This window comes from Gilliamella sp. Gris1-4 (genome assembly GCF_001690335.1).
Taxonomy (GTDB): domain Bacteria; phylum Pseudomonadota; class Gammaproteobacteria; order Enterobacterales; family Orbaceae; genus Gilliamella; species Gilliamella apicola_P.
Window position 1 is genome coordinate 17,260 of sequence record NZ_LZHA01000065.1, and the last position, 21,857, is coordinate 39,116.

Sequence of the window (21,857 nt, forward strand, 5' to 3'; positions counted from 1 at the left end):
TTGTATAAACAGTAGAAAATACGATTAATTCCAATTTAACTAGATATGTTTGCCTGTTTGGTAATTAATGTTTAGCTAAAGCATCAATTACAGCTTGTTTTGCTCGTTCAGAAAGATCTTTTCCTGTCCAAATCTTAAATTGAGCATTTGCTTGACCAATAAACATTTCACGTCCTGAAATAGATTCCCAGCCAGCTCTTTCTGCTTCTTGTCTAAAACAAGTATTATATGGAGTATAAACAATATCGTAAGCCACTCCTTTACCTTTAAACCAAGCTTGTTTATAAGGTGTTTGATTCTCAAATTTACCCGTCATACCTAATGGTGTTGAATTAATAACAATTTGAGTTTCAACTTTGCTACGGTCTTCCCATGAAATAGTTTTAAGGTTGAATTCACTAGCTAATGCCTGAGGTAAATCATCAGCAATATCCGTTACTGTAATATCGGTATAACCAAGTTCCTGTAATCCCACTACAGCTGCACGTGCAGCACCTCCTGCTCCAAGTAATAACACTTTTTTGAATTCTGCTGGCAGTTTTTTATTTTGAAGTGGCTCCATGAATCCAATAATATCTGTATTATCCCCACAAAGTTTATCCCCATCCCAATACACCAAATTCGCAGCACCTGCTTTTTTTACATGATCTGTCACTTCATCTAAATAAGGAATGATAGTCTGTTTATGTGGAATAGTGACACATAATCCACGGATATTTAGTAATCTGACTGATTTAAAAAGTGTCGGTATCTCTTCTGGTGGAGTAGGAAAAGGAACTAAAACTGCTGGGATCCCATAATCTTGAAATGACGTAGTATGAATAAGTGGACTCATACTGTGCCCTAAAGGATAACCGATAATGCCATATATACTATATGGCGTGAACTGGTTCATATAATCTCCTTATAAATTGGAAAATTAACACAATATAAATAAAAATCTTAATCAAGCTTATTAAAACATATTTATTATTAAATTAAATCATTTTTTCTAAAATGATGTTAAAGACAGTACATTGTTTTATAATGAATTGTTCGTTATAAGAAAAAAGTAAGTGCTATTACAAAAAATTTTTATAGAAATTTTATCTATCATATTGATTCAAAATAGTTTTAATAATTTTTAGAAATGTTGTTTTAACTAAGAAAATAAATATTATATGAGTTATGCCATTGTAAACTAATTTTATGCATAGGTAAGATAATACTTGAGAATTTGCGCATAACAGCGTATACTTCGCTACCTCATTATTATGGGTGTAGTGTGAGAGGTTAAGCTGCTTCTCAGATAGAACTGCAGTAAACTAAAAGCCTGACGAGGTCAATTCCATTAACATATTACGCCCAGGGCTTAAGCATAGAAATTTCGGAGAATTATTGACATGTCACGAGTATGCCAAGTAACAGGAAAAGGTCCTTTAGTAGGAAATAATCGATCTCATGCGATGAATGCTACTAAACGTCGTTTTCTACCAAACCTTCAAACTCACCGTTTCTGGATTGAGAGCGAAAAACGTTTTGTAAAATTGCGTGTATCTGCTAAAGGTATGCGTACTATCGATAAAAAGGGTATTGATGCAGTTTTAGCTGAACTTCGTGCCCGTGGTGAAAAGTACTAATAAGGAAACCATATCATGGCTAAAGGTGTACGCGAAAAAATCAGATTAGTTTCTTCTGCTGGTACAGGTCATTTTTATACCACTAGCAAAAATAAAAGAACTATGCCTGAAAAAATGGAGATCAAAAAATACGATCCTGTAGTTCGTCAGCATGTTATTTATAAAGAAGCTAAAATTAAATAGTTACCTAATAAATACTGAAAAACCCAGCAAATGCTGGGTTTTTTATATCTATTTGTAGACAAAATTATCGCTATTTTCAATAAAACATATCTCGTTCTATTTATCTTATAAATATCTACATAAATCATAAATAATACATATCACTCTTTCGGTTTCCTTGTTCATAGAGCTGGCAGGTTTATAGTGCTTAGCTCTCCATCTTGATTTATCTTCAATGGAGATTTTCATTTTTAACCAAATGTGTAATACCCTAACTGTTGGTTTTATAACGTTCATTTTTATTGGCTAAAAGGATAAATAATTTAAATAGAAAATTTTAAACAACTTGAAACGGTCAAATTCGGCAAAAATCAAAAATAAAATCACATCCCGTTCATGACCGAATGTTTCTGTTTTTTTTAAATAACAGTAAATATCGCTATTTTACAGCGATAAAATTTTAATAAATGTGGCTATTATCACACTTTATCAATCAATGAAAATAATAAACTACAAAATTGATTTAATACACAAAAAGATAATTTGTAGATAACTAAAATGATGGAGTAGTTAAGGAGATATTATGTTAATACTAGAACGGCAACAAATGATCATTGAATTACTAAAACAACATAATAGTTTAACAGTAACTGATATGGCAAAGTTGTGTTCCGTTTCTAAAGAAACACTACGCAGAGATCTCAGAGTTCTAGAAAAGAAAGGTATGATTTGTCGTAGCCATGGTGACGCAATGTTGACAGAACTCTTCTCACATAAACCTATTGTTCCCCTAATATTGAATACTAGTAAGCCTTCATTTCGACAAAAAATTTTAGTCAATGCTGAAATAAAAACCCGTATTGCGCGTAAGGCACTACAATTTGTTAATAATGCAGATCGAATTGCCTTAGATAGTAGATCTTCTTGTTGGTTTTTATCTAGGCAACTACCAAATGTAGATATGACTGTTATTACTCATTCAATAAACGTGGTTCAAACTTTGGCAGCCAAAAGTCAAATTCAAATTTTTGTATTAGGTGGAGCCTATTTTGCAAAGAATGAAGATATGGTTGGAACATTAACAGAAAAAAAAATGTTGGCCGAATTCAAAATAGATACACTATTTATCTCGTGTGATGGGTTAGATTTTGATAACGGTTTGAGTGATAACAATGAGTATCATGCTCGCTTGAAGAAACAGATGATACTAACAGCAAGAAAAGTTATTGTTTTAGCCGATTCATCAAAATTTAATCAAAATGCTTTCGCAAAAATATGTAATTTAGGCGATATTGATGTACTCATTACCGACAAAAAGATCGATAAACTACTACAAAAAGAAATGGATTGGCATAGTGTAAACGTAGTAATAGCTTAATTAAATATCTCCTCATAACTAGGTAAATAATTTATTTAATTTTAACAATATCTAGTAATAAGGAGTGTGGTCATGCAATGCAGAATCTCACCATCACTGATGTGTATGGATTTAATGAATATCAAAGAACAATTAATGTTTTTTAATCAACATGCAGATTTCTTACATGTTGATATTATGGATGGACATTTTGTCAAAAATATTACCCTTTCAGCCTTTTTTATAGAACAAATAAAACCCTATACATGTATTCCAATAGATGTTCATTTAATGGTTGAAAATCCAACAGATTTTATTGACCAAATGGCTAATGCTGGAGCAGACTTTATATGCCCACATGCAGAAACAATTAATACTAATGCATTTAGAGTTATAAATCATATTCATCAATTGAATAAAAAAGTAGGAGTCGTTATAAATCCTGCAACACCTATTTCTCAATACATTCATCTGCTCGATAAAATTACTGTAATGACTGTCGATCCTGGTTATGCAGGTCAACCCTTTATTCCTGAAATGCTTGAAAAAATAAGAAAACTATCTGAATTAAAAAAGAAGAATAGTTTCAAATTTTTAATTGAGGTCGATGGTTCTTGCAATATTAATACTTATCAACAATTACTTTCTGTTGGTGCTGAAGTTTTAATTATGGGAAGCTCAGGGTTGTTTAAAAAAAATCTATCACTAGAAAATGCTTGGCAAAAAATGTCCTTTGACATTAATAATGCCGCTAAAAATATTAATCAATAAAAGGACAATACAATGAAAGGAAAAGTTTGTGTTTTTGGTTCTTTTAATCTTGATATCACAGCAATTTTAGATCGCTTTCCAATGCCAGGTGAATCATTGGTAGCAAAATCCAGTAAGATTTCGGCGGGAGGCAAAGGAGCTAATCAAGCAACTGCAGCATTAAGAGCTGGAGCTAACGTTCATTATATTGGCAAGATAGGTGAAGATGACTTTGGTTGTTTTGCTCGTCGGCATCTAAAAAAAGTTGGATTTAATGCAGTTACTATATTAAGTTCATCCGAACGAGCTACCGGTAATGCTTTAATCTATGTTGCAGGAGAAAATGCTGAAAATATGATTTCAGTTGATCCTGGTACAAATATGATCGTTACTAAGGAAGAGATTGAAAAATGTGAGCCTGCCATAAAATGCGCTGATGTTGTATTAGTTCAACTGGAAAATAACCTATCAGCTATAACTCAAGTTCTTGCTATAGCAAAAGAAAACAATGCATTTACAATTTTAAATCCCGCACCTTTTCAAAAAATAGATTCAGAATTATTGTCAAAAGTTGATTTATTAACACCTAGTGAAACCGAGACTTTTTTACTGACCGGTCAAAAAATTACTGACAAGGCAAGTGCCGAACATGCTGCTGATTGCTTGCATCAAAAAGGAGCAAGAAAAATCATTATTACGATGGGAGCAAAAGGTTCTTTACTTTCAGAACCATGTTCAAAGATATGGATTCCTTGTTTCCCTGCTAATCCAATTGACACAACAGGAGCTGGAGATGCATTTAATGGAGCTTTAGCTGCCCAAATAGCTAATGGAAATAGCATTAAACAAGCAGCAATTTTTGGCTCAGCCTTTGCTGCGGTAAGTGTTGAATATATTGGTGCGGCTTGTACGACTACATATGAACAAGCAATAGAAAGAATGAGTTTACTTAGCGATATTTCTACAAATTAGCATAAGCTATTCTTAAGAATTATAGGATTTTATTATGAATAAAAATCAAAAAGATGTACTAAAAAATTCATCTAGTTTAGATAATAGTACTTATTTAGCAAAAACACCGTGGGTTAAATTTATTTTAGTCTGTTGCCTATTCGCACTTTGGGGTATGGCAGTTAACTTAAATGATATTTTAATTGCGCAATTTAAAAAAGGATTCGATCTTACCGATACACAAACAGCATTAGTTCAATCGGTATTCTTTTTAGGATACTTTTTTATCGCATTGCCTGCCGCGGCAATAATTAAACGATTTTCATATAAAATAGCTATTGTTATAGGCTTAACATTATATGCAATAGGGTGTTTTTTATTTATTCCTGCTGCTCATTTAATGACATATGGCGCATTTCTTGGCTGTTTAGGTGTTATTGCTTGTGGATTATCATTTTTAGAATCTTCTTGTAACACTTATTCCAGCTTATTAGGTCCTATAGAAACATCAACCCAACGAATCAATTTTTCACAAATATTTAATTCAATAGGCGTCATATTAGGTGTTTTGGTTGGGCAGGCTTTAGTTTTTGGTATACATGACCCAAGTCATAATGAATTATTACAGATGAATTCCGAAGCCGCCAATGCTGCCCGACATAAAATGGTAGAACAAGTAGTTACTCCCTATATAATTATTGGTTCTATATTAATTGTCATTGCTTTAATTTTTATTTTTGTAAAGTTTCCAACTTGTAAAGCTAAATTTATTGAACACGAAAATAAAGAAAATATTTTTCATTCTTTGAAACGTCTTTTTGCTATTCCGCGGTTTACTTTAGGTATTCTTTCTCAATTCTTATACGTTGGTGCTCAAGTCGGCGTTTGGAGCTTTACTATTCGTTTTGTACAACATGTTGAAAATGGAACTAGTGAACATAGTGCAACTTATTGGTTGCTTATATCATTACTTTTCTATGCATTAGGAAAAGTTGTTTCGACTTATTTAATGAAAAAAATAAATCCAGCTAAACTGTTAAGTATTTTTTCTTTGCTCGCCATTATTCTTTTAGCTATCGCGATCATGAGTTCTGGATTTATTGCAATTGCGACATTAACAACAATTAGTTTTTGTATGGCTCCTGGTTGGCCCACCAACTTCGGACTTGCAATTAAAGGGATGGGTAAGGACACACAAACAGCTGGTTCTATTGTTGTTATGTCAATCATTGAAGGAGCGGTTATCCCATTGTTAATGGGAATTATCTCTGATGTAAATAAAGGTAATATGCAATTAGCATTTATTGTTCCATTATGTTGCTTCGTTTATGTTGCTTTTTATGGCTATTATTGTGTTCGTAAAGGGGTTTAATATGAATAATCTAATTATAGGTGTTGCTCATCTTGGTTTAAGAGTTAAGGATATTAATAGGTCTTCATATTTTTATCAAACACTAGGATTTAAAGTAACTGAAGAGTTTTCTAAAAAAATGGAGAATGGCGAGATAAAAGTTAAATTTTTAACATCATCAAAACTTATTTTAGAGCTATATCAATTACCAAACATAATATCCACCAATGTGGATCATTATGGTATTGAACATATTGCTTTAGAAGTGAGTGATATAGAAAAGGCTCTTAAAAAAATTAAACAACTGGGTTATGTAATTAATGAAGGACCTAATTATGAAAAAAGAGATCATTGCGAAGTCGATTTCTTTCTGATTAGTGGTCCCGATGGTGAAAGAGTTGAATTTGATATGACAAAATATTTCTGATTCTTATCAAGAATTAAATAGATATACTTTGCGTAAAACTACCTGATAAACAGGTAGTTTTTTTGGATAAATTAATCCACATAATTATTTCATCATTTCAAAAATTGTTGTTCATAAGCTCTTGCTTTTTTGTCATCAAAAGCATGTTCCCAACGCGCAATAACAATTGCTGCTAGTGCGTTACCAACCACATTAACTACCGTTCTGCCCATATCTAAAATACGTTCAACCCCCATAATATAACCAATTCCTTCAAGAGGAATACCAACACTACCTAGGGTTGCCGATAAAACAAGAATTGAAGCACCAGGTACACCTGCAATCCCTTTGGATGCAATCATTAAGGTGATGACAATAATAATTTGGTCTAAAATAGTTAAATCTATGTGGAATAACTGCGCTAAAAAGATAACAGTAATACTTTGATAGAGTGTTGAACCATCAAGATTAAATGAATAGCCTGTAGGAATAACAAAACTAGTTATCGATTTTGGTGCTCCATAAGCCTCCATCTTTTCAATTATTTTAGGCAATGCAGTTTCAGAACTTGCGGTTGAAAATGCAATCACTAATTCTTCTTTCAAGATTTTTAATAATGTAAAAATATTAAATTTGCAAATTTTACAAACCAGTCCTAATACCACTAACGTAAAAATAATCATTGCCGAATAGACGGTTAAAATTAATTTAAGTAGTGGAAGTAAAGATTCAAATCCATATTTAGCAACCGTTACCGTGATAAGTGCAAATACACCAATAGGTGCATAACGCATTATCATATTAGTTACTTTAAACATAGTATCTGAAATTACTTTTAAAAATAAAAGAAAAGGTTCACGTTGTTTATCTGGCAAAGACATTAAACCTAGACCAAAAAAGACACAAAAGAAAATTACAGGTAAAACAGCACCGTCCGTCATAGCTTTAAAGATATTAGCTGGAATCATATCTAGTATCATAACAATTAAACCATGAGGTTTACCGCTTAATTCTTCAGCTGCTTGGGTATACTTACTAATGTCAGTCGTTGCAAGTGTTGAGGAGTCAATTCCCAAGCCAGGTGAAAAAATATTTCCCCAACAAAGACCTAATAAAATGGCAATAGTTGTAATAATTTCAAAATAGAGAATTGTTTTAAAACCTAAAGTTCCTAACCGTTTTGAGCCACCAAGACCTGCAATACCTAAAGTTAGAGTACTAAGTATAATTGGCAGCACAATCATTTTAATTAATCGAATGAAGATATCGCCTGCAGGTTGAAATATATTTACTATTGAAAATTGATAATATGAATGTAAAGGGTGGCTTGTAGCAGAGAGCTCAAATAAATAAGCACCTACGGCAATTCCTAGAATCAAAGCAATCAAAATTTGCCATGCAAGATTTGTTAATATTTTTTTTATTAAAAATGACATTTAATACTATTCCTTTTCACGGTTCTTGAAAATAAAAAAGGATTAGCAAAACTAATCCTTTTAGATTATTAAATAATTAATCCTCGGACACTTGAAGTGAATCGTGCCGTTCATTATTTTCCGATGCTTCCGATTCACTTGCGTCATCTTCTGTTTCGGCTATTCGTTGTAATCCCACAACTTTTTCGTTGTCAGCTGTTCGAATAAGCATGACACCTTGAGTGTTACGACCAACAATACTTACCTCTGAAACACGAGTACGAACAAGTGTTCCTGCATCTGTGATTAGCATGATTTGATCGGTTTCATCAACTTGAACTGCGCCAACAACAGTACCATTTCGCTCACTAACTTTGATAGAAATAACACCTTTAGTTGCCCTTGATTTGGTTGGGTATAGTTCTTGCTGTGTGCGTTTACCATATCCATTTTGAGTTGCAGTTAAAATTGCACCACTATCTCTAGGTACAATTAACGAAACCACTTTATCATCACTATCAAGTTTTATGCCACGTACACCTGCGGCCGTTCTACCCATACAACGAACTTTATTAGCTGGGAAGCGAACAACTTTACCATTAGCAGAGAATAACATAATATCTTCAGTCGTTGAGATTTCACCAATCAGGTTGTCATCTTCTGAGTCAATCTCTTCAACAATAGCATCATCATAAAGTTCTTCATCATCAACAATAGCTGAAGGATCATTGCTAGTTAAATCGACGCCGATTAATTCATCATCATCGCGTAAATTAATCGCAATAATACCGCCACTTCGTGGACGACTAAATTCAATTAAAGATGTTTTCTTAACTGTACCTTGTGCTGTAGCCATAAATACACAATGTTCATCATCAAATTCTCGAACAGGTAAAATTGCAGTGATTCGTTCGTTTTCTTCAAGAGGTAACAAATTAATAATTGGACGACCTCGAGAACCACGGCTGGCTTCAGGCAATTGGTAAACTTTCATCCAATATAATCGACCACGGCTTGAGAAGCAAAGAATCGTATCATGGGTATTGGCAACTAATAGTTTTTCGACAAAGTCTTCTTCTTTAATTTTAGTGGCTGATTTACCTTTACCACCACGACGTTGAGCTTCATAATCTGAAAGTGGTTGATATTTTACATAACCTTGATGGGAAAGAGTAACGACCACATCTTCTTGAGCAATAAGATCTTCAATATTAATATCTGCACTGCTCGCTGTAATTTCTGTTCGTCTAGCATCTTGGAATTGGTCTCGAACGCTTTCTAATTCTTCACGAATCACTTCCATTAAACGTTCTGAGCTAGCTAAAATATGCAATAACTCACCAATTTGAACCAATAATTCTTTGTATTCATCAAGAATTTTTTCATGTTCAAGGCCGGTTAAGCGGTGTAAGCGGAGATCTAAAATCGCTTGAGCCTGTGCTTCTGATAAATAATAATGTCCATCATGAATACCAAACTCTGGTGCTAAATCTTCTGGTCTAGCTGCATCATTACCAGCTTTTTCTAGCATGGCAGCAACATTTCCAAGTTGCCAGGCTTGGCTCAATAATTTAGTTTTTGCTTCACTAGGTGTTGCAGCAGCACGAATAAGCTCAATGATAGGATCAATATTGGCAAGTGCGATTGCTAAACCTTCTAATACATGAGCTCGTTCGCGGGCTTTGCGTAGTTCATAAATGGTTCGACGGGTTACAACTTCGCGTCGATGAAGCACAAACGCTTCAATCATTTCGCGTAAATTTAGGAGTTTTGGTTGGCCTTTATGTAAAGCCACCATATTGATACCAAATGAAACTTGCAATTGAGTCAAAGAGAAAAGGTTATTTAATACAACTTCACCAACAGCATCGCGTTTGATTTCAATAACTATACGCATACCGTCTTTATCTGATTCATCGCGTAATGCCGAAATACCTTCTATTTTTTTATCTTTAACTAATTCTGCAATTTTTTCGATCAGTTTTTTCTTATTAACCTGATACGGTATCTCATTAACAATAATGGTTTCACGTCCACTATGATCATCAACTTCTATGGTAGCTTTAGAGCGAATATAGATAATACCACGACCTGTGCGATACGCGTTTTCGATACCTTTTCGACCATTAATTAATGCTGCTGTTGGAAAATCTGGCCCATGGATATACTCCATTAAACCATCGACTGAAATATTTTCGTCTTCGATAAAAGCCAAGCAACCATTGATAACTTCAGAGAGATTGTGAGGAGGAATGTTAGTGGCCATACCAACAGCAATCCCTGACGCGCCATTAATCAATAAGTTAGGAATTCGTGTTGGTAGCACATCAGGGATCATTTCTGAACCATCGTAATTAGGTGAAAAATCAACTGTCTCTTTATCTAAATCAGTTAATAATGCTCCCGCAAACTTTTGCATACGAATTTCAGTATAACGCATCGCAGCAGCTGAATCGCCATCAACAGAACCGAAGTTACCTTGACCATCAACCAACATATAACGTAATGAGAATGGTTGAGCCATACGTACAATTGTATCATAAACTGCTGAATCGCCATGTGGATGATATTTACCAATTACATCACCAACAACACGAGCAGACTTCCTATAAGGCTTATTCCAATCATATCCCGCTTCATGCATAGCAAATAAAACGCGTCGATGAACAGGCTTTAATCCGTCACGGACATCAGGTAAGGCTCGCCCAACAATAACAGACATTGCATAGTCAAGATAAGAGGATTTTAATTCATCTTCTATATTAACGGGGGTTATTTCTTTGGCTAGTTCGGTCATAACACCATGTACTCTTATTAATTTAAGTCATCAAAATAGTTCATAATTATAGCATAAAATCGCTATTAATGCAGAATTAAACCTTCTTTATTTCAGCTTATTTACTGTGAATAAATAGCCTATTCTCGATTAATTGGCATAAGCAATTTAAAATCATGACATGCATTTCGTATGCCATTACTTTTTTATAAGACGGAATTCTAATTTCAATATCATTCTGGCCTAATAAGCCAATAACTTCACCACCATCAAAAGCAGTTAATGCGACAATTTTCATATCTTTAATTACCGCTTCTTGAACAGCACGAATAATAGATCGGCTATTCCCTTGGCAAGTTGCTATAATTAAAACATCACTTTGTTGTCCTAATGCTTGAATTTGACGAGCATAAATTTCCTCGTGATTAGCTATAGCACTCAATAAAACATTGTCTGATACTAAAGCCATTGCAGGAATACTTGGTCTTTCAATATTAATGCTGGTGATTAAACGTGAAGTAAAGCTTTGTACATTAGCTGCGGATGGACCATTACCACAACTCATAATTTTATTGCCATTAAGTAAACTATCGACAATAATATTTGCGGCCTTTTCAATAGAATAACCAAGTGATTCTGCCATCACGATTTGAGTTTGAATACTTTCAGTAAAATAATTTTTAATTAAATCTTGCACGCTTTTCACCTAAAAATTAAAATGCATTGATAATCCATTTTTGACTGTTACCTGTAATAGCAAAAACATCAAATCTAAACTCTGTATCTTCGATATTTAAATTTTGCGCTATCATCCATTGTTGGGCTGCCTGTCTAATTTTATTCTGTTTATTTAGTGTAATAGTCATCTCAGCATCACCAAAGTTAGCATTTTTTCGATAACGTACTTCAATAAAAACAAGACATGTATTATCAAGCATAATTAAATCGAGTTCACCAAAGCGAAATTGGCTATTATGTGCAAGAAATTTAAGCCCTTGCCTAAGTAAATACTGGCGAGCTATATTTTCATAATGCTCGCCAATTTGTTTTTTATTCGCTTTTTGAATCGGATTTATCTTCGCCATAAATATATTGCTGCCAGGAGAGTGCACGTGTCACTTCGCATTGATCACTTGTCGATAATTTACCTGTCATACCATCTAAAAAATTAGGTTGATATGAATTAAGTTGATTAAAACGATTTGTTAGTCTCCACGCATCAATGCCCATTGCATACAAACGCATTAAAGAATAATCTTTCTGAATATTACTAGGTATTTTTGTATTTACTTTATCTGCTTGATTTATAATCATAGGAATATCTGCATATTCAGTTTTATTCATATCATAACTGAAATCATTAGAGGCATTAGCTACATGACTTTTTGAACTTGAATAAAGTGTAACTGCAGACGAATTTCCAATAGTTTTATTTGCACCCATATCAAGCATTGGTTTTATCAACGTCAATTCATCATATGAAGAATAAACATAAATAGCATCAAATCCAGCTGATACCATTCCTGCTGATAGTGTTCCATCTATCGAAATAGGATTTCCAGTAAGACTAATACCTACGTTACGATTCATATTGGCACTTAATGTTTTAGTATTACCAAAGTATTGTACGTAAGCTTGTGAACTATTTGCTGACAATTGCGACCACTGTGCAGCAAAACTTTGTGCAACGCGTTTACCCAAATCATTTTGTGGGACTAACAGTAATGGTTTTATTTTATTTTGAGAATAAATATGGTCTGCCGCATCTTTTGCTTCATCTTCAGGGGATAAAGCAAAATAACACATCTTATTTGCAGACGCAGTAGAGTTATCAACCTTATTCAAGGCTAAAACGGGAATAGCTGGCGCTAGTTCTTTTAATTCAACAACTTCTTTTTTTAATAAAGGACCTACAATTAACTCAACATTCTGTTCCTTTGCTTGCTGAATTAAAGTATCCATTGGCGCACTAGTTGTATCAAGAACAATCACATTTTGTTGAGGTTCTTGTGGAAAAAACTTTATTCCATCCATATAACCTTGACGAATAGTTTCACCAAATATACGTGAAGAGCTATTTAATGGTAACAATAATGCAACCTTTTTTGCATTAGCATCAACAGAAAGTGTTTGTTCTCCAGTTAATATTGGGATAACCTCTTTTGCTGGATGATCTGGATATTGTGTAGCCCAATTGTTGATAGCCTGCTTTAATAACTGTTTTTTATTTTCAGATTTTGCGGCAATAATTTCTGGTGTATCATCATCTTGTGGAACAGGTGCTTTACTCGCATTTTGGTAAGCATAAGCTAAATCAACCCAACCCTGTAATGTAGTCTCATTTTCATTAACTAAAATTTTACAGATTTTAGTAGATTTTAATTTACGGAAAAAACTCCATGTATTATGCAATAATTGCCTTTTTCCGGTTTCTGATACATATTTTTCTAATTGAAGATAATCGTGTGCTTGAGCATTAATATCTTTACCATTTATATCCAAACCCAATTTAACAATGTAATAACGATACAGTTGTGAGTTAGACAAATTTTCGATAGTGAATTGATTCAGATCAAATGGTTTTCTTTTTTTTACTGCAATTTCTCCCTCTGAGAATAACTTTTCTTTTTGTTGCTCATCATTAAGATTGGATGGTAAGTTTGATAATAATGTATTTGCTTGTGAAAATTTATTTTCTTTTATCAGTGCGCGAACAGCCATTAATTGCCAGTTAACTTTAACTGTTCCGGAACTATTATCTGCTTGAGAAAGATAATAACTAGAATTTTTATTATCATCAAAGTTAAGGGATTTCTTTGAATTTCCTAAAGTACAGCATACCAAAAAAGTAAATAATGGTAATATTAATATAGCATAAAAGTAACGTTTCAAGTTCATACCTATTCTCTTATATTTTGTTATCCCCAAATTCGTTGTACATGAACTGTAATTTCTTCTCGATCATGATAAAGCTGTTTTGCTTGAATTTGTACGTTGATTTTTTTATTATTTAACTCGTTAGTTAACGAATATAGATTTTGTTTTACTTCTTCATAACGTTTTTTCATTGGTAATTTGAGGTTAAAAATAGCCTCTCTACACCAACCATTAATTAACCATTTGGCTATTAATTCTGTAACTTTAGTTGGTTTTTCAACCATATCACAAACCAACCAATAGATATTATGCTTTTTAGGTATAAATTTAAAGCCATCTTCCCGATAATGTTTAACTTGTCCAGTTTCCATCAATTTTTCATCCATAGGTCCATTATCAATGGCATACACCATCATACTTCTTTTAACCAGTTGATAAGTCCAACCTCCAGGACAAGCACCCAAGTCAACAGCGTTTAAACCACCTTTTAATCGCTCTTCCCACTCATCATAAGGAATAAAAATATGAAAGGCTTCTTCTAATTTTAGTGTAGAACGGCTTGGCGCATCAGAGGGGAATTTTAACCTAGGAATTCCCATATAAAAAGGGGAATTATTTTGACTCAGTGAATAACCAACATAACAACTGGTATTACTGATAAAAAATAAGTGGACAACGGGTCTTGATGGATTTTCAATTTTTAATAAAATACGTTTACTTCTTAATGCTTGACGAAGGGGCACGGTAAATTTACGACAAAAGCCAGAAAGCGCTTTACCTTCATTTGTATCAGCAACTTCAACACGTAGATCGCCAGCTTTATCAATACATCCAGATAATGTATCAATAATTGGAGAAATACGATCATCTGTTGGTAAATCAACTAATAAATCACCTGCTACAAACATTTGTCGTGCAAAAATTAGTGTTCGGAAATCTAAATTTTTTATTAATAATTGTACATCATTATCTTGATAGCATTCAAAAACAACATAACCACTGTTTTCTTTAACTTTAGCAAAGCCATATACTTCTTTCTGAGCGGCTTTATCTGTAATTTCGTTAGCACACTCTTTTTCAAATCCACAACGGCAATAGAGAATAATTTTGTTTAGTTTTTGCATATTGTAATTTTTTGCTCTTTCAACAGAAGCTATAAAAAATATTCATATTAATCAGATTGAACATTATCGGTATATAAAGGTGCTTCACCTTTTGGGCGAGTTTTAAATCTTCGATGTAACCACATATATTGTTCAGGTGCTTTTAAAATTTCTTGTTCAATGGCTTTGTTCATAAAAGTAGCCGCAAGTACATCATCATCAATTGGATAACCCTCAAGCTCTGATGTTACATAAACAGTGTAACGACCATCTTTCTCACGCTTAGGAGTAAATGGTATAATAGCTGGCTGAGCTAATTTCACTAATATACGCGTGCCTACAGTTGTTGCAGCTTTTTTTACTGAAAATAGAGGCGCAAATACACTATTTTTAGGACCATAATCATGATCTGGTGCATACCAAAGTAATTCACCATTTTTTAGTGCGCGGATCATTCCTTTAGTATTATGTCGATCCAACATATATTTGTTTGATTTGAGCCGCCCTTTAAGCTGAACATAATCCATTACAGGATTATCATTTGGACGGTACACTCCGACTCCAGGATGGTTCATTCCTAAGATACGTGCACCTAATTCTAATGTCAGAAAATGAATACCAATGAGCAAAACACCTTGACCTGATTGTTGAACTTTTGTGATATGAAAATCGTCAACAATAGAAACTTTTTTAGCAAGCCGTTTATCAGACCAGAACCATGCCATACCGGTTTCAAAAATTGCTAAACCCGTTGAAATAAAATTTTCACGCAACATCTGATCACGTTCAGATTGTATTTTTTCAGGAAAACAGAGTTTTAGATTTTGCCTAGCCGTTTCTTTACGTTTGCCGATTAATTTCATCGAAAGCAATCCTAACCCTTTTCCCAATTGAAAAATAATTGGATATGGTAATAAAACGATTAAATATAAAATACCAATACCAAACCACGTTAACCAATAACGAGGGTGTAATAAACTTTTAGTAAAAATAGGACGAATTTCTTGATTTTGACTCATATTAAGATCAGATTATTATTAATAATACAGTTGGTTATTATATACTATATCTTGTTTTTCGGGAGCATAAAAACAAACAAGGCCTAAGGCGTTATATTATTATTCTGTAACAATATTAGTTATCAATTTATATTTAAAGTAGATCGTAGTAAAACCATTAGCTATGATCCATTCTTAAAATTATCTATTTTTTATACTTAAACACATAGTTACCGGAAACTTTTTAACAAAAAATCAAACAGCAACAGGCGCTTTGATCGCTGGATACGGTTCATAACCAACAATTTCGAAATCCTCAAATTTATAATCAAAAATTGTTGGAGGTTTACGTTTAATAACTAATTTTGGCAATGCTCTTGGTTCACGGTCTAATTGCAAATGTGCTTGTTCCATATGATTAGAATAAAGATGAGTATCACCACCAGTCCACACAAAATCACCTACTTGTAATTCACATTGCTGTGCAATCATGTGGACTAACAAAGAATAGCTAGCTATATTAAATGGCAATCCTAAAAATACATCACAAGAACGTTGATAAAGTTGACAAGAAAGTTTGCCATTTGCGACATAAAATTGGAAAAAAGCATGACATGGTGCTAATGCCATTTGATCTAATTCTCCAACATTCCAAGCAGAAACAATCATACGTCTAGAGTCAGGATCATTTTTAATTTGATCAATTAACTGTGAAATCTGATCTATTTGACGACCATCAGCCGCTCCCCATGCCCGCCATTGTTTGCCATAAACAGGACCTAAATCACCATTTTCATCAGCCCATTCATTCCAAATAGTTACCTTATTATCTTGAAGATACTTAACATTTGTATCTCCCTTCAAAAACCAAAGCAATTCATGAATAATTGAACGTAAATGACACTTTTTAGTCGTGACAAGAGGAAAACCTTCTTGTAAATTAAATCGCATTTGATGCCCAAAAATAGATAGCGTTCCAGTGCCCGTTCGGTCTGACTTAGGTGTACCTTCATCTAAAATTTTTCGCATTAACGCTAAATATTGTTTCATTGTGTTTTTGCCTTATTATTAAATCTATACGCAAATAAAATAATTAAAATACCACCAATAATCATTGGTAGACATAATATTTGTCCCATACTGATAATATTTAAAAATAAGCCTAACTGCTCATCTGGTTGTCTAAAAAATTCTATAACAAATCTAAATAAACCATAGCAAAATAAAAATAGGCCAGATACAGAGCCAGTAGGTTTTGGTTTTCGAATAAAAATATTTAAAATAATAAACAGTACTATTCCCTCAAACACCATTTCATAAAGTTGTGAAGGATGCCTCGGTAAAATACCATTTAATTGGGAATAAAGTGAAAACCACTCAGGATGAGACTGAACAAACATAAAATCGGCATGTGATGATGTTGGAAATAACATACCAATCGATGAATCAGTTACTCTTCCCCAAAGTTCTCCATTAATAAAATTACCAAATCGCCCAAACATCAAACCAATGGGAACAAGAGGAGCAACAAAGTCACCTACTTGCATAAAAGTTTTCTTTGTTCCCTTTGCAAAAAGGGCAATAACGCAAATCGCACCAATTAAACCACCATGAAAAGACATACCGCCTTCCCAGACTTTAAATAGAATTACAGGATCTTTGATAAAAGCATTTAAATTATAGAAGAAGACATAGCCTAAACGCCCCCCTACAAAAAGACCTAAAAAACCCCAAAATAATAAATTTTCAACTTGTTGTGACGTCCATTGGCTATTTGGTTTATTTGCACGGCGCTTAGCCAAATAAAGTGCACCCAGCACTCCAAATAAATACATTGCCCCATACCAATGAAGTGATATCGGACCAATGGAAAAGGCTATTGGATCGAAATTAGGGAATTGTAAATATTGATTCATTTTTTATTACGCTTTTTGTTTTTCCGTTTATTAGCAAAGAAATTAAATCGTTTCTTTTTAGAAATATTAGTTATTGATGTCTCTATTTCAGACTGCATAGCGAACACAGGTAAAGAAAATTCTTTCATTGCCTTTCTATAAACATCGCGTTTAAATGCAATCACCTGTCGGATCGGATACCAATAACTAACCCATTTCCAATCGTCAAATTCAGGAGTTAAAGATGTATTGAGATTAATTACCGATGCATCTGATATTAATTCTAATAAAAACCACTTTTGTTTTTGCCCAATACAAACTGGCTGATGTTCCCAACGGATCATCCTTTTAGGTAACTTGTATCGTAACCAACCATTAGTAACAGATAAAATCTTTACATCTTTTGATAATAAACCAACTTCTTCGTATAATTCACGAAACATTGCCTGCTCAGGCGTTTCGTTTTGTTTTATTCCGCCCTGAGGAAATTGCCAAGAATTTTGCCCGTACCGACGAGCCCAAAGTACTTGACCATATCTGTTACAAATAACTATTCCTACATTTGGACGGTAGCCATCATTATCGATCACTGACTACCTCAAAAAATTATCCTTGTATAGCTGAATTGTTTCATACATACAGCAAGAAATAAATAGAAAATAATAGCAATGTGGTAAATACCTTCTTTCTTTGATTATTTTTTACACTCATTAATCATTAATTACCAGCTAATTAATCCTAATTATCAATAATCAAAATGAAATTTAACTATTCCAAAAAGCAAAAAAGCCCAGCACTACTGCTGGGCTCTCTCTATATTTAAAAGTCTGGCGGCACCCTACTCTCACATGGGTAATACCCACACTACCATCGGCACTACGGCGTTTCACTTCTGAGTTCGGCATGGGGTCAGGTGGGACCACCGCGCTATTACCGCCAGACATATCCTGTACTCTCTTTCTTTATCGCTGTCCATTATCTCATATCAACAACAATCACTCAATTCGGAACAAACTGTTTTTTCTATCTCTATTCTCTTTTCGATGATTTCCTCATCTAGCAATAACTTCTGCGTAAACCAAAACAACTCCGAGTTGTAAGGTTAAGACTCTCGGTTCATTAGTATCAGTTAGCTCAATGTATCACTACACTTACACACCTGACCTATCTACGTCTTAGTCTCAAACGGACCTTACTGAATCTCTTCAGGGAAAACTCATCTCGAGGCTAGTTTCGTGCTTAGATGCTTTCAGCACTTATCTATTCCGCACGTAGCTACCGGGCAATGCAATTGGCATCACAACCCGTACACCAGCGGTGCGTTCACTTCGGTCCTCTCGTACTAGAAGCAAACCCTCTCAATTTTCCTACGCCCATGGCAGATAGGGACCGAACTGTCTCACGACGTTCTAAACCCAGCTCGCGTACCACTTTAAACGGCGAACAGCCGTACCCTTGGGACCTACTTCAGCCCCAGGATGTGATGAGCCGACATCGAGGTGCCAAACACCGCCGTCGATATGAACTCTTGGGCGGTATCAGCCTGTTATCCCCGGAGTACCTTTTATCCGTTGAGCGATGGCCCTTCCATTCAGAACCACCGGATCACTATGACCTACTTTCGTACCTGCTCGAGCCGTCACTCTCGCAGTCAAGCTAGCTTTTGCCATTGCACTAACCTCCTGATGTCCGACCAGGATTAGCTAACCTTCGTGCTCCTCCGTTACTCTTTGGGAGGAGACCGCCCCAGTCAAACTACCCACCAGACAGTGTCCCTTACCTCGATTCAGAAGTATAGGTTAGAACATCAAACATTAAAGGGTGGTATTTCAAGGTCGACTCCACTCACACTGGCGTGCATGCTTCTTTGCCTCCCACCTATCCTACACATTAAGGCTCAATGTTCACTGTCAAGCTATAGTAAAGGTTCACGGGGTCTTTCCGTCTTGCCACGGGTACACCGCATCTTCACGGCAATTTCAATTTCACTGAGTCTCGGGTGGAGACAGCCTGGCCATCATTACGCCATTCGTGCAGGTCGGAACTTACCCGACAAGGAATTTCGCTACCTTAGGACCGTTATAGTTACGGCCGCCGTTTACTGGGGCTTCGATCAGGAGCTTCTGCATAAGCATAACCCCATCAATTAACCTTCCAGCACCGGGCAGGCGTCACACCGTATACGTCCACTTTCGTGTTTGCACAGTGCTGTGTTTTTATTAAACAGTTGCAGCCAGCTGGTATCTTCGACTGATTTCACCTACGTCCGCATGGGATTTCAATTACACATCAGCGTGCCTTCTCCCGAAGTTACGGCACCATTTTGCCTAGTTCCTTCACCCGAGTTCTCTCAAGCGCCTTAGTATTCTCTACCTGACCACCTGTGTCGGTTTCGGGTACGATTAACTATAACCTGAAGCTTAGAGGATTTTCCTGGAAGCAGGGCATCAATTACTTCACTGCCTTAGCAGCTCGTCATCACGCCTCAGAGTTTCAGTGACCGGATTTGCCTAATCACACCCCTACACGCTTAACCCACCATCCAATAGGTGGTAAACCTAGCCTTCTTCGTCACCCCATCGCAGTTATAGCCAGTACGGGAATATTAACCCGTTTCCCATCAGATACGCCCTTCGGCCTCTCCTTAGGGGTCGACTCACCCTGCCCCGATTAACGTTGGACAGGAACCCTTGGTCTTCCGGCGAGCGGGCTTTTCACCCGCTTTATCGTTACTTATGTCAGCATTCGCACTTCTGATACCTCCAGCATGCCTCACAACACACCTTCTACGGCTTACAGAACGCTCCCCTACCCAATACACTTACGTGCACTGCCGCAGCTTCGGTGCATAGTTTTAGCCCCGTTACATCTTCCGCGCAGGCCGACTCGACTAGTGAGCTATTACGCTTTCTTTAAATGATGGCTGCTTCTAAGCCAACATCCTAGCTGTCTAAGCCTTCCCACTTCGTTTCCCACTTAACTATGACTTTGGGACCTTAGCTGGCGGTCTGGGTTGTTTCCCTCTTCACGACGAACGTTAGCACCCGCCGTGTGTCTCCCATGATTCAACTTGTCAGTATTCGGAGTTTGCATCGGGTTGGTAAGCCGGGATGGCCCCCTAGCCGAAACAGTGCTCTACCCCCAACAGTCATTCATGAGGCGCTACCTAAATAGCTTTCGGGGAGAACCAGCTATCTCCCGGTTTGATTGGCCTTTCACCCCCAGCCACAGGTCATCCGCTAATTTTTCAACATTAGTCGGTTCGGTCCTCCAGTTAGTGTTAACCAACCTTCAACCTGCCCATGGCTAGATCACCGGGTTTCGGGTCTATACCCTGCAACTTAACGCACAGTTAATACTCGGTTTCCCTTCGGCTCCCCTATTCGGTTAACCTCGCTACAGAATATAAGTCGCTGACCCATTATACAAAAGGTACGCAGTCACTATTACCCAACGGTAACAGCTCCCACTGATTGTACGTACACGGTTTCAGGGTCTATTTCACTCCCCTCCCGGGGTTCTTTTCGCCTTTCCCTCACGGTACTGGTTCACTATCGGTCAATCAGGAGTATTTAGCCTTGGAGGATGGTCCCCCCCTCTTCAGACAGGATATCACGTGTCCCGCCCTACTCTATAAGCTTCCACATAACGTACCTTCGTGTACGGGACTTTCACCCTCTATCGTGCGACTTTCCAGACGCTTCCACTAATACTTTATGCTACCCGCTTGGGCTCCTCCCCTTTCGCTCGCCGCTACTCAGGGAATCTCGGTTGATTTCTTTTCCTCGGGGTACTTAGATGTTTCAGTTCTCCCGGTTCGCCTCATCTAACTATGAATTCATTAGATGATAGTGTAGTTTCCTACACTGGGTTTCCCCATTCGGACATCGACGGCTATTGCGCTTTTTATCAGCTTACCGTCGCTTTTCGCAGATTAACACGTCCTTCTTCGCCTCTGATTGCCTAGGCATCCACCGTGTACGCTTAATTTCTTAACCTTACAACTCACAGTTGTCTTGGTTTAAATTACGCTTTCTTCTCTTTCTTACTTATTCTCTTTTTATTTATAAATTATTCAATTAAAGTTCAATAAACTTTAACTCAATCTATAATCAAAAGCCTTTCGTAAAAACGAGAACTCGTTTCTTTCAGCTTGTTCCTAATTGTTAAAGAGCTTTATCTTTCTATTCACTTAAA

The 21,857-nt window shown here is 35.7% G+C and carries 18 protein-coding genes and 2 rRNA genes; 7 read left to right on the forward strand and 13 right to left on the reverse strand.

Features of this window, described 5'->3' with window-relative positions; genetic code table 11:
- Window positions 1–64 precede the first annotated feature (64 nt).
- Window positions 65–895 carry a shikimate dehydrogenase gene (gene aroE / locus A9G31_RS08360; RefSeq protein ID WP_034913427.1) on the reverse strand — a complete coding sequence of 277 codons (831 nt, stop codon included), beginning with the start codon at window positions 893–895 and terminating at the stop codon, window positions 65–67.
- A 487-nt stretch (window positions 896–1,382) separates the two neighbouring features.
- Between aroE and rpmB the strand changes: the two genes are divergently transcribed.
- The 7 genes from rpmB (at window position 1,383) to A9G31_RS08395 (ending at window position 6,617) form a co-directional block, all read left to right on the forward strand.
- The gene (gene rpmB / locus A9G31_RS08365; RefSeq protein ID WP_034884345.1) at window positions 1,383–1,619 is read left to right on the forward strand and encodes a 50S ribosomal protein L28; all 237 of its coding nucleotides are present in this window, start codon (window positions 1,383–1,385) and stop codon (window positions 1,617–1,619) included.
- A gap of 15 nt (window positions 1,620–1,634) precedes the next feature.
- The gene (gene rpmG, locus A9G31_RS08370; RefSeq protein ID WP_025314526.1) at window positions 1,635–1,802 is read left to right on the forward strand and encodes a 50S ribosomal protein L33; all 168 of its coding nucleotides are present in this window, start codon (window positions 1,635–1,637) and stop codon (window positions 1,800–1,802) included.
- 562 nt (window positions 1,803–2,364) lie between these two features.
- On the forward strand, window positions 2,365–3,159 hold the full coding sequence (locus tag A9G31_RS08375) for a DeoR/GlpR family DNA-binding transcription regulator (RefSeq protein ID WP_065561261.1): 795 nt from the start codon (window positions 2,365–2,367) through the stop codon (window positions 3,157–3,159).
- Window positions 3,160–3,231: 72 nt separating this feature from the next.
- Window positions 3,232–3,909, forward strand: coding sequence for a D-allulose 6-phosphate 3-epimerase (gene alsE / locus A9G31_RS08380; protein ID WP_065561262.1), 678 nt, complete (start codon window positions 3,232–3,234; stop codon window positions 3,907–3,909).
- 12 nt (window positions 3,910–3,921) lie between these two features.
- Window positions 3,922–4,860, forward strand: coding sequence for a ribokinase (locus A9G31_RS08385; protein WP_065561263.1), 939 nt, complete (start codon window positions 3,922–3,924; stop codon window positions 4,858–4,860).
- A 34-nt stretch (window positions 4,861–4,894) separates the two neighbouring features.
- On the forward strand, window positions 4,895–6,211 hold the full coding sequence (gene fucP, locus A9G31_RS08390) for an L-fucose:H+ symporter permease (RefSeq protein ID WP_065561264.1): 1,317 nt from the start codon (window positions 4,895–4,897) through the stop codon (window positions 6,209–6,211).
- A 1-nt stretch (window position 6,212) separates the two neighbouring features.
- Window positions 6,213–6,617: a VOC family protein gene (locus A9G31_RS08395; RefSeq protein ID WP_065561265.1), complete on the forward strand. Its 405-nt coding sequence runs from the start codon at window positions 6,213–6,215 to the stop codon at window positions 6,615–6,617.
- A gap of 92 nt (window positions 6,618–6,709) precedes the next feature.
- Here the strand turns inward: A9G31_RS08395 and gltP are convergent, their stop codons facing one another.
- The 12 genes from gltP to A9G31_RS08455 all read right to left on the reverse strand — a co-directional run bounded on the left by gltP (window position 6,710) and on the right by A9G31_RS08455 (window position 21,658).
- On the reverse strand, window positions 6,710–8,020 hold the full coding sequence (gene gltP / locus A9G31_RS08400; RefSeq protein ID WP_065561274.1) for a glutamate/aspartate:proton symporter GltP: 1,311 nt from the start codon (window positions 8,018–8,020) through the stop codon (window positions 6,710–6,712).
- A gap of 88 nt (window positions 8,021–8,108) precedes the next feature.
- The gene (gene gyrA, locus A9G31_RS08405) at window positions 8,109–10,808 is read right to left on the reverse strand and encodes a DNA topoisomerase (ATP-hydrolyzing) subunit A (protein WP_081299392.1); all 2,700 of its coding nucleotides are present in this window, start codon (window positions 10,806–10,808) and stop codon (window positions 8,109–8,111) included.
- 97 nt (window positions 10,809–10,905) lie between these two features.
- Window positions 10,906–11,484 (reverse strand): SIS domain-containing protein, encoded by a 579-nt coding sequence (locus tag A9G31_RS08410; protein WP_065561266.1) that lies wholly within the window; start codon window positions 11,482–11,484, stop codon window positions 10,906–10,908.
- Between the two features lie 16 nt (window positions 11,485–11,500).
- Complete coding sequence (locus tag A9G31_RS08415) at window positions 11,501–11,872, reverse strand: YraN family protein (protein ID WP_065561267.1); 372 nt, start codon at window positions 11,870–11,872, stop codon at window positions 11,501–11,503.
- Window positions 11,838–13,685: a penicillin-binding protein activator gene (locus tag A9G31_RS08420; RefSeq protein ID WP_065561268.1), complete on the reverse strand. Its 1,848-nt coding sequence runs from the start codon at window positions 13,683–13,685 to the stop codon at window positions 11,838–11,840. Before A9G31_RS08420 ends, A9G31_RS08415 begins: the two co-directional genes overlap by 35 nt.
- Before the next feature lie 20 nt (window positions 13,686–13,705).
- Window positions 13,706–14,788, reverse strand: coding sequence for a 23S rRNA (cytidine(2498)-2'-O)-methyltransferase RlmM (rlmM, locus tag A9G31_RS08425; protein ID WP_065561269.1), 1,083 nt, complete (start codon window positions 14,786–14,788; stop codon window positions 13,706–13,708).
- A 47-nt stretch (window positions 14,789–14,835) separates the two neighbouring features.
- Window positions 14,836–15,786 carry an LpxL/LpxP family Kdo(2)-lipid IV(A) lauroyl/palmitoleoyl acyltransferase gene (gene lpxL / locus A9G31_RS08430; protein WP_065561270.1) on the reverse strand — a complete coding sequence of 317 codons (951 nt, stop codon included), beginning with the start codon at window positions 15,784–15,786 and terminating at the stop codon, window positions 14,836–14,838.
- Window positions 15,787–16,020: 234 nt separating this feature from the next.
- Complete coding sequence (thyA, locus tag A9G31_RS08435; protein WP_065561271.1) at window positions 16,021–16,815, reverse strand: thymidylate synthase; 795 nt, start codon at window positions 16,813–16,815, stop codon at window positions 16,021–16,023.
- A complete protein-coding gene (gene lgt / locus A9G31_RS08440; protein ID WP_065561272.1) occupies window positions 16,812–17,681 on the reverse strand; it encodes a prolipoprotein diacylglyceryl transferase in 870 nt (289 codons plus the stop codon). Before lgt ends, thyA begins: the two co-directional genes overlap by 4 nt.
- Window positions 17,678–18,250 (reverse strand): RNA pyrophosphohydrolase, encoded by a 573-nt coding sequence (gene rppH / locus A9G31_RS08445; protein WP_065561273.1) that lies wholly within the window; start codon window positions 18,248–18,250, stop codon window positions 17,678–17,680. The genes lgt and rppH overlap by 4 nt, the downstream gene beginning before the upstream one ends.
- A 235-nt stretch (window positions 18,251–18,485) precedes the next feature.
- A 5S ribosomal RNA gene (gene rrf, locus A9G31_RS08450) occupies window positions 18,486–18,601 on the reverse strand.
- Window positions 18,602–18,758: 157 nt separating this feature from the next.
- Window positions 18,759–21,658 (reverse strand): 23S ribosomal RNA (locus A9G31_RS08455).
- Window positions 21,659–21,857 lie beyond the last annotated feature (199 nt).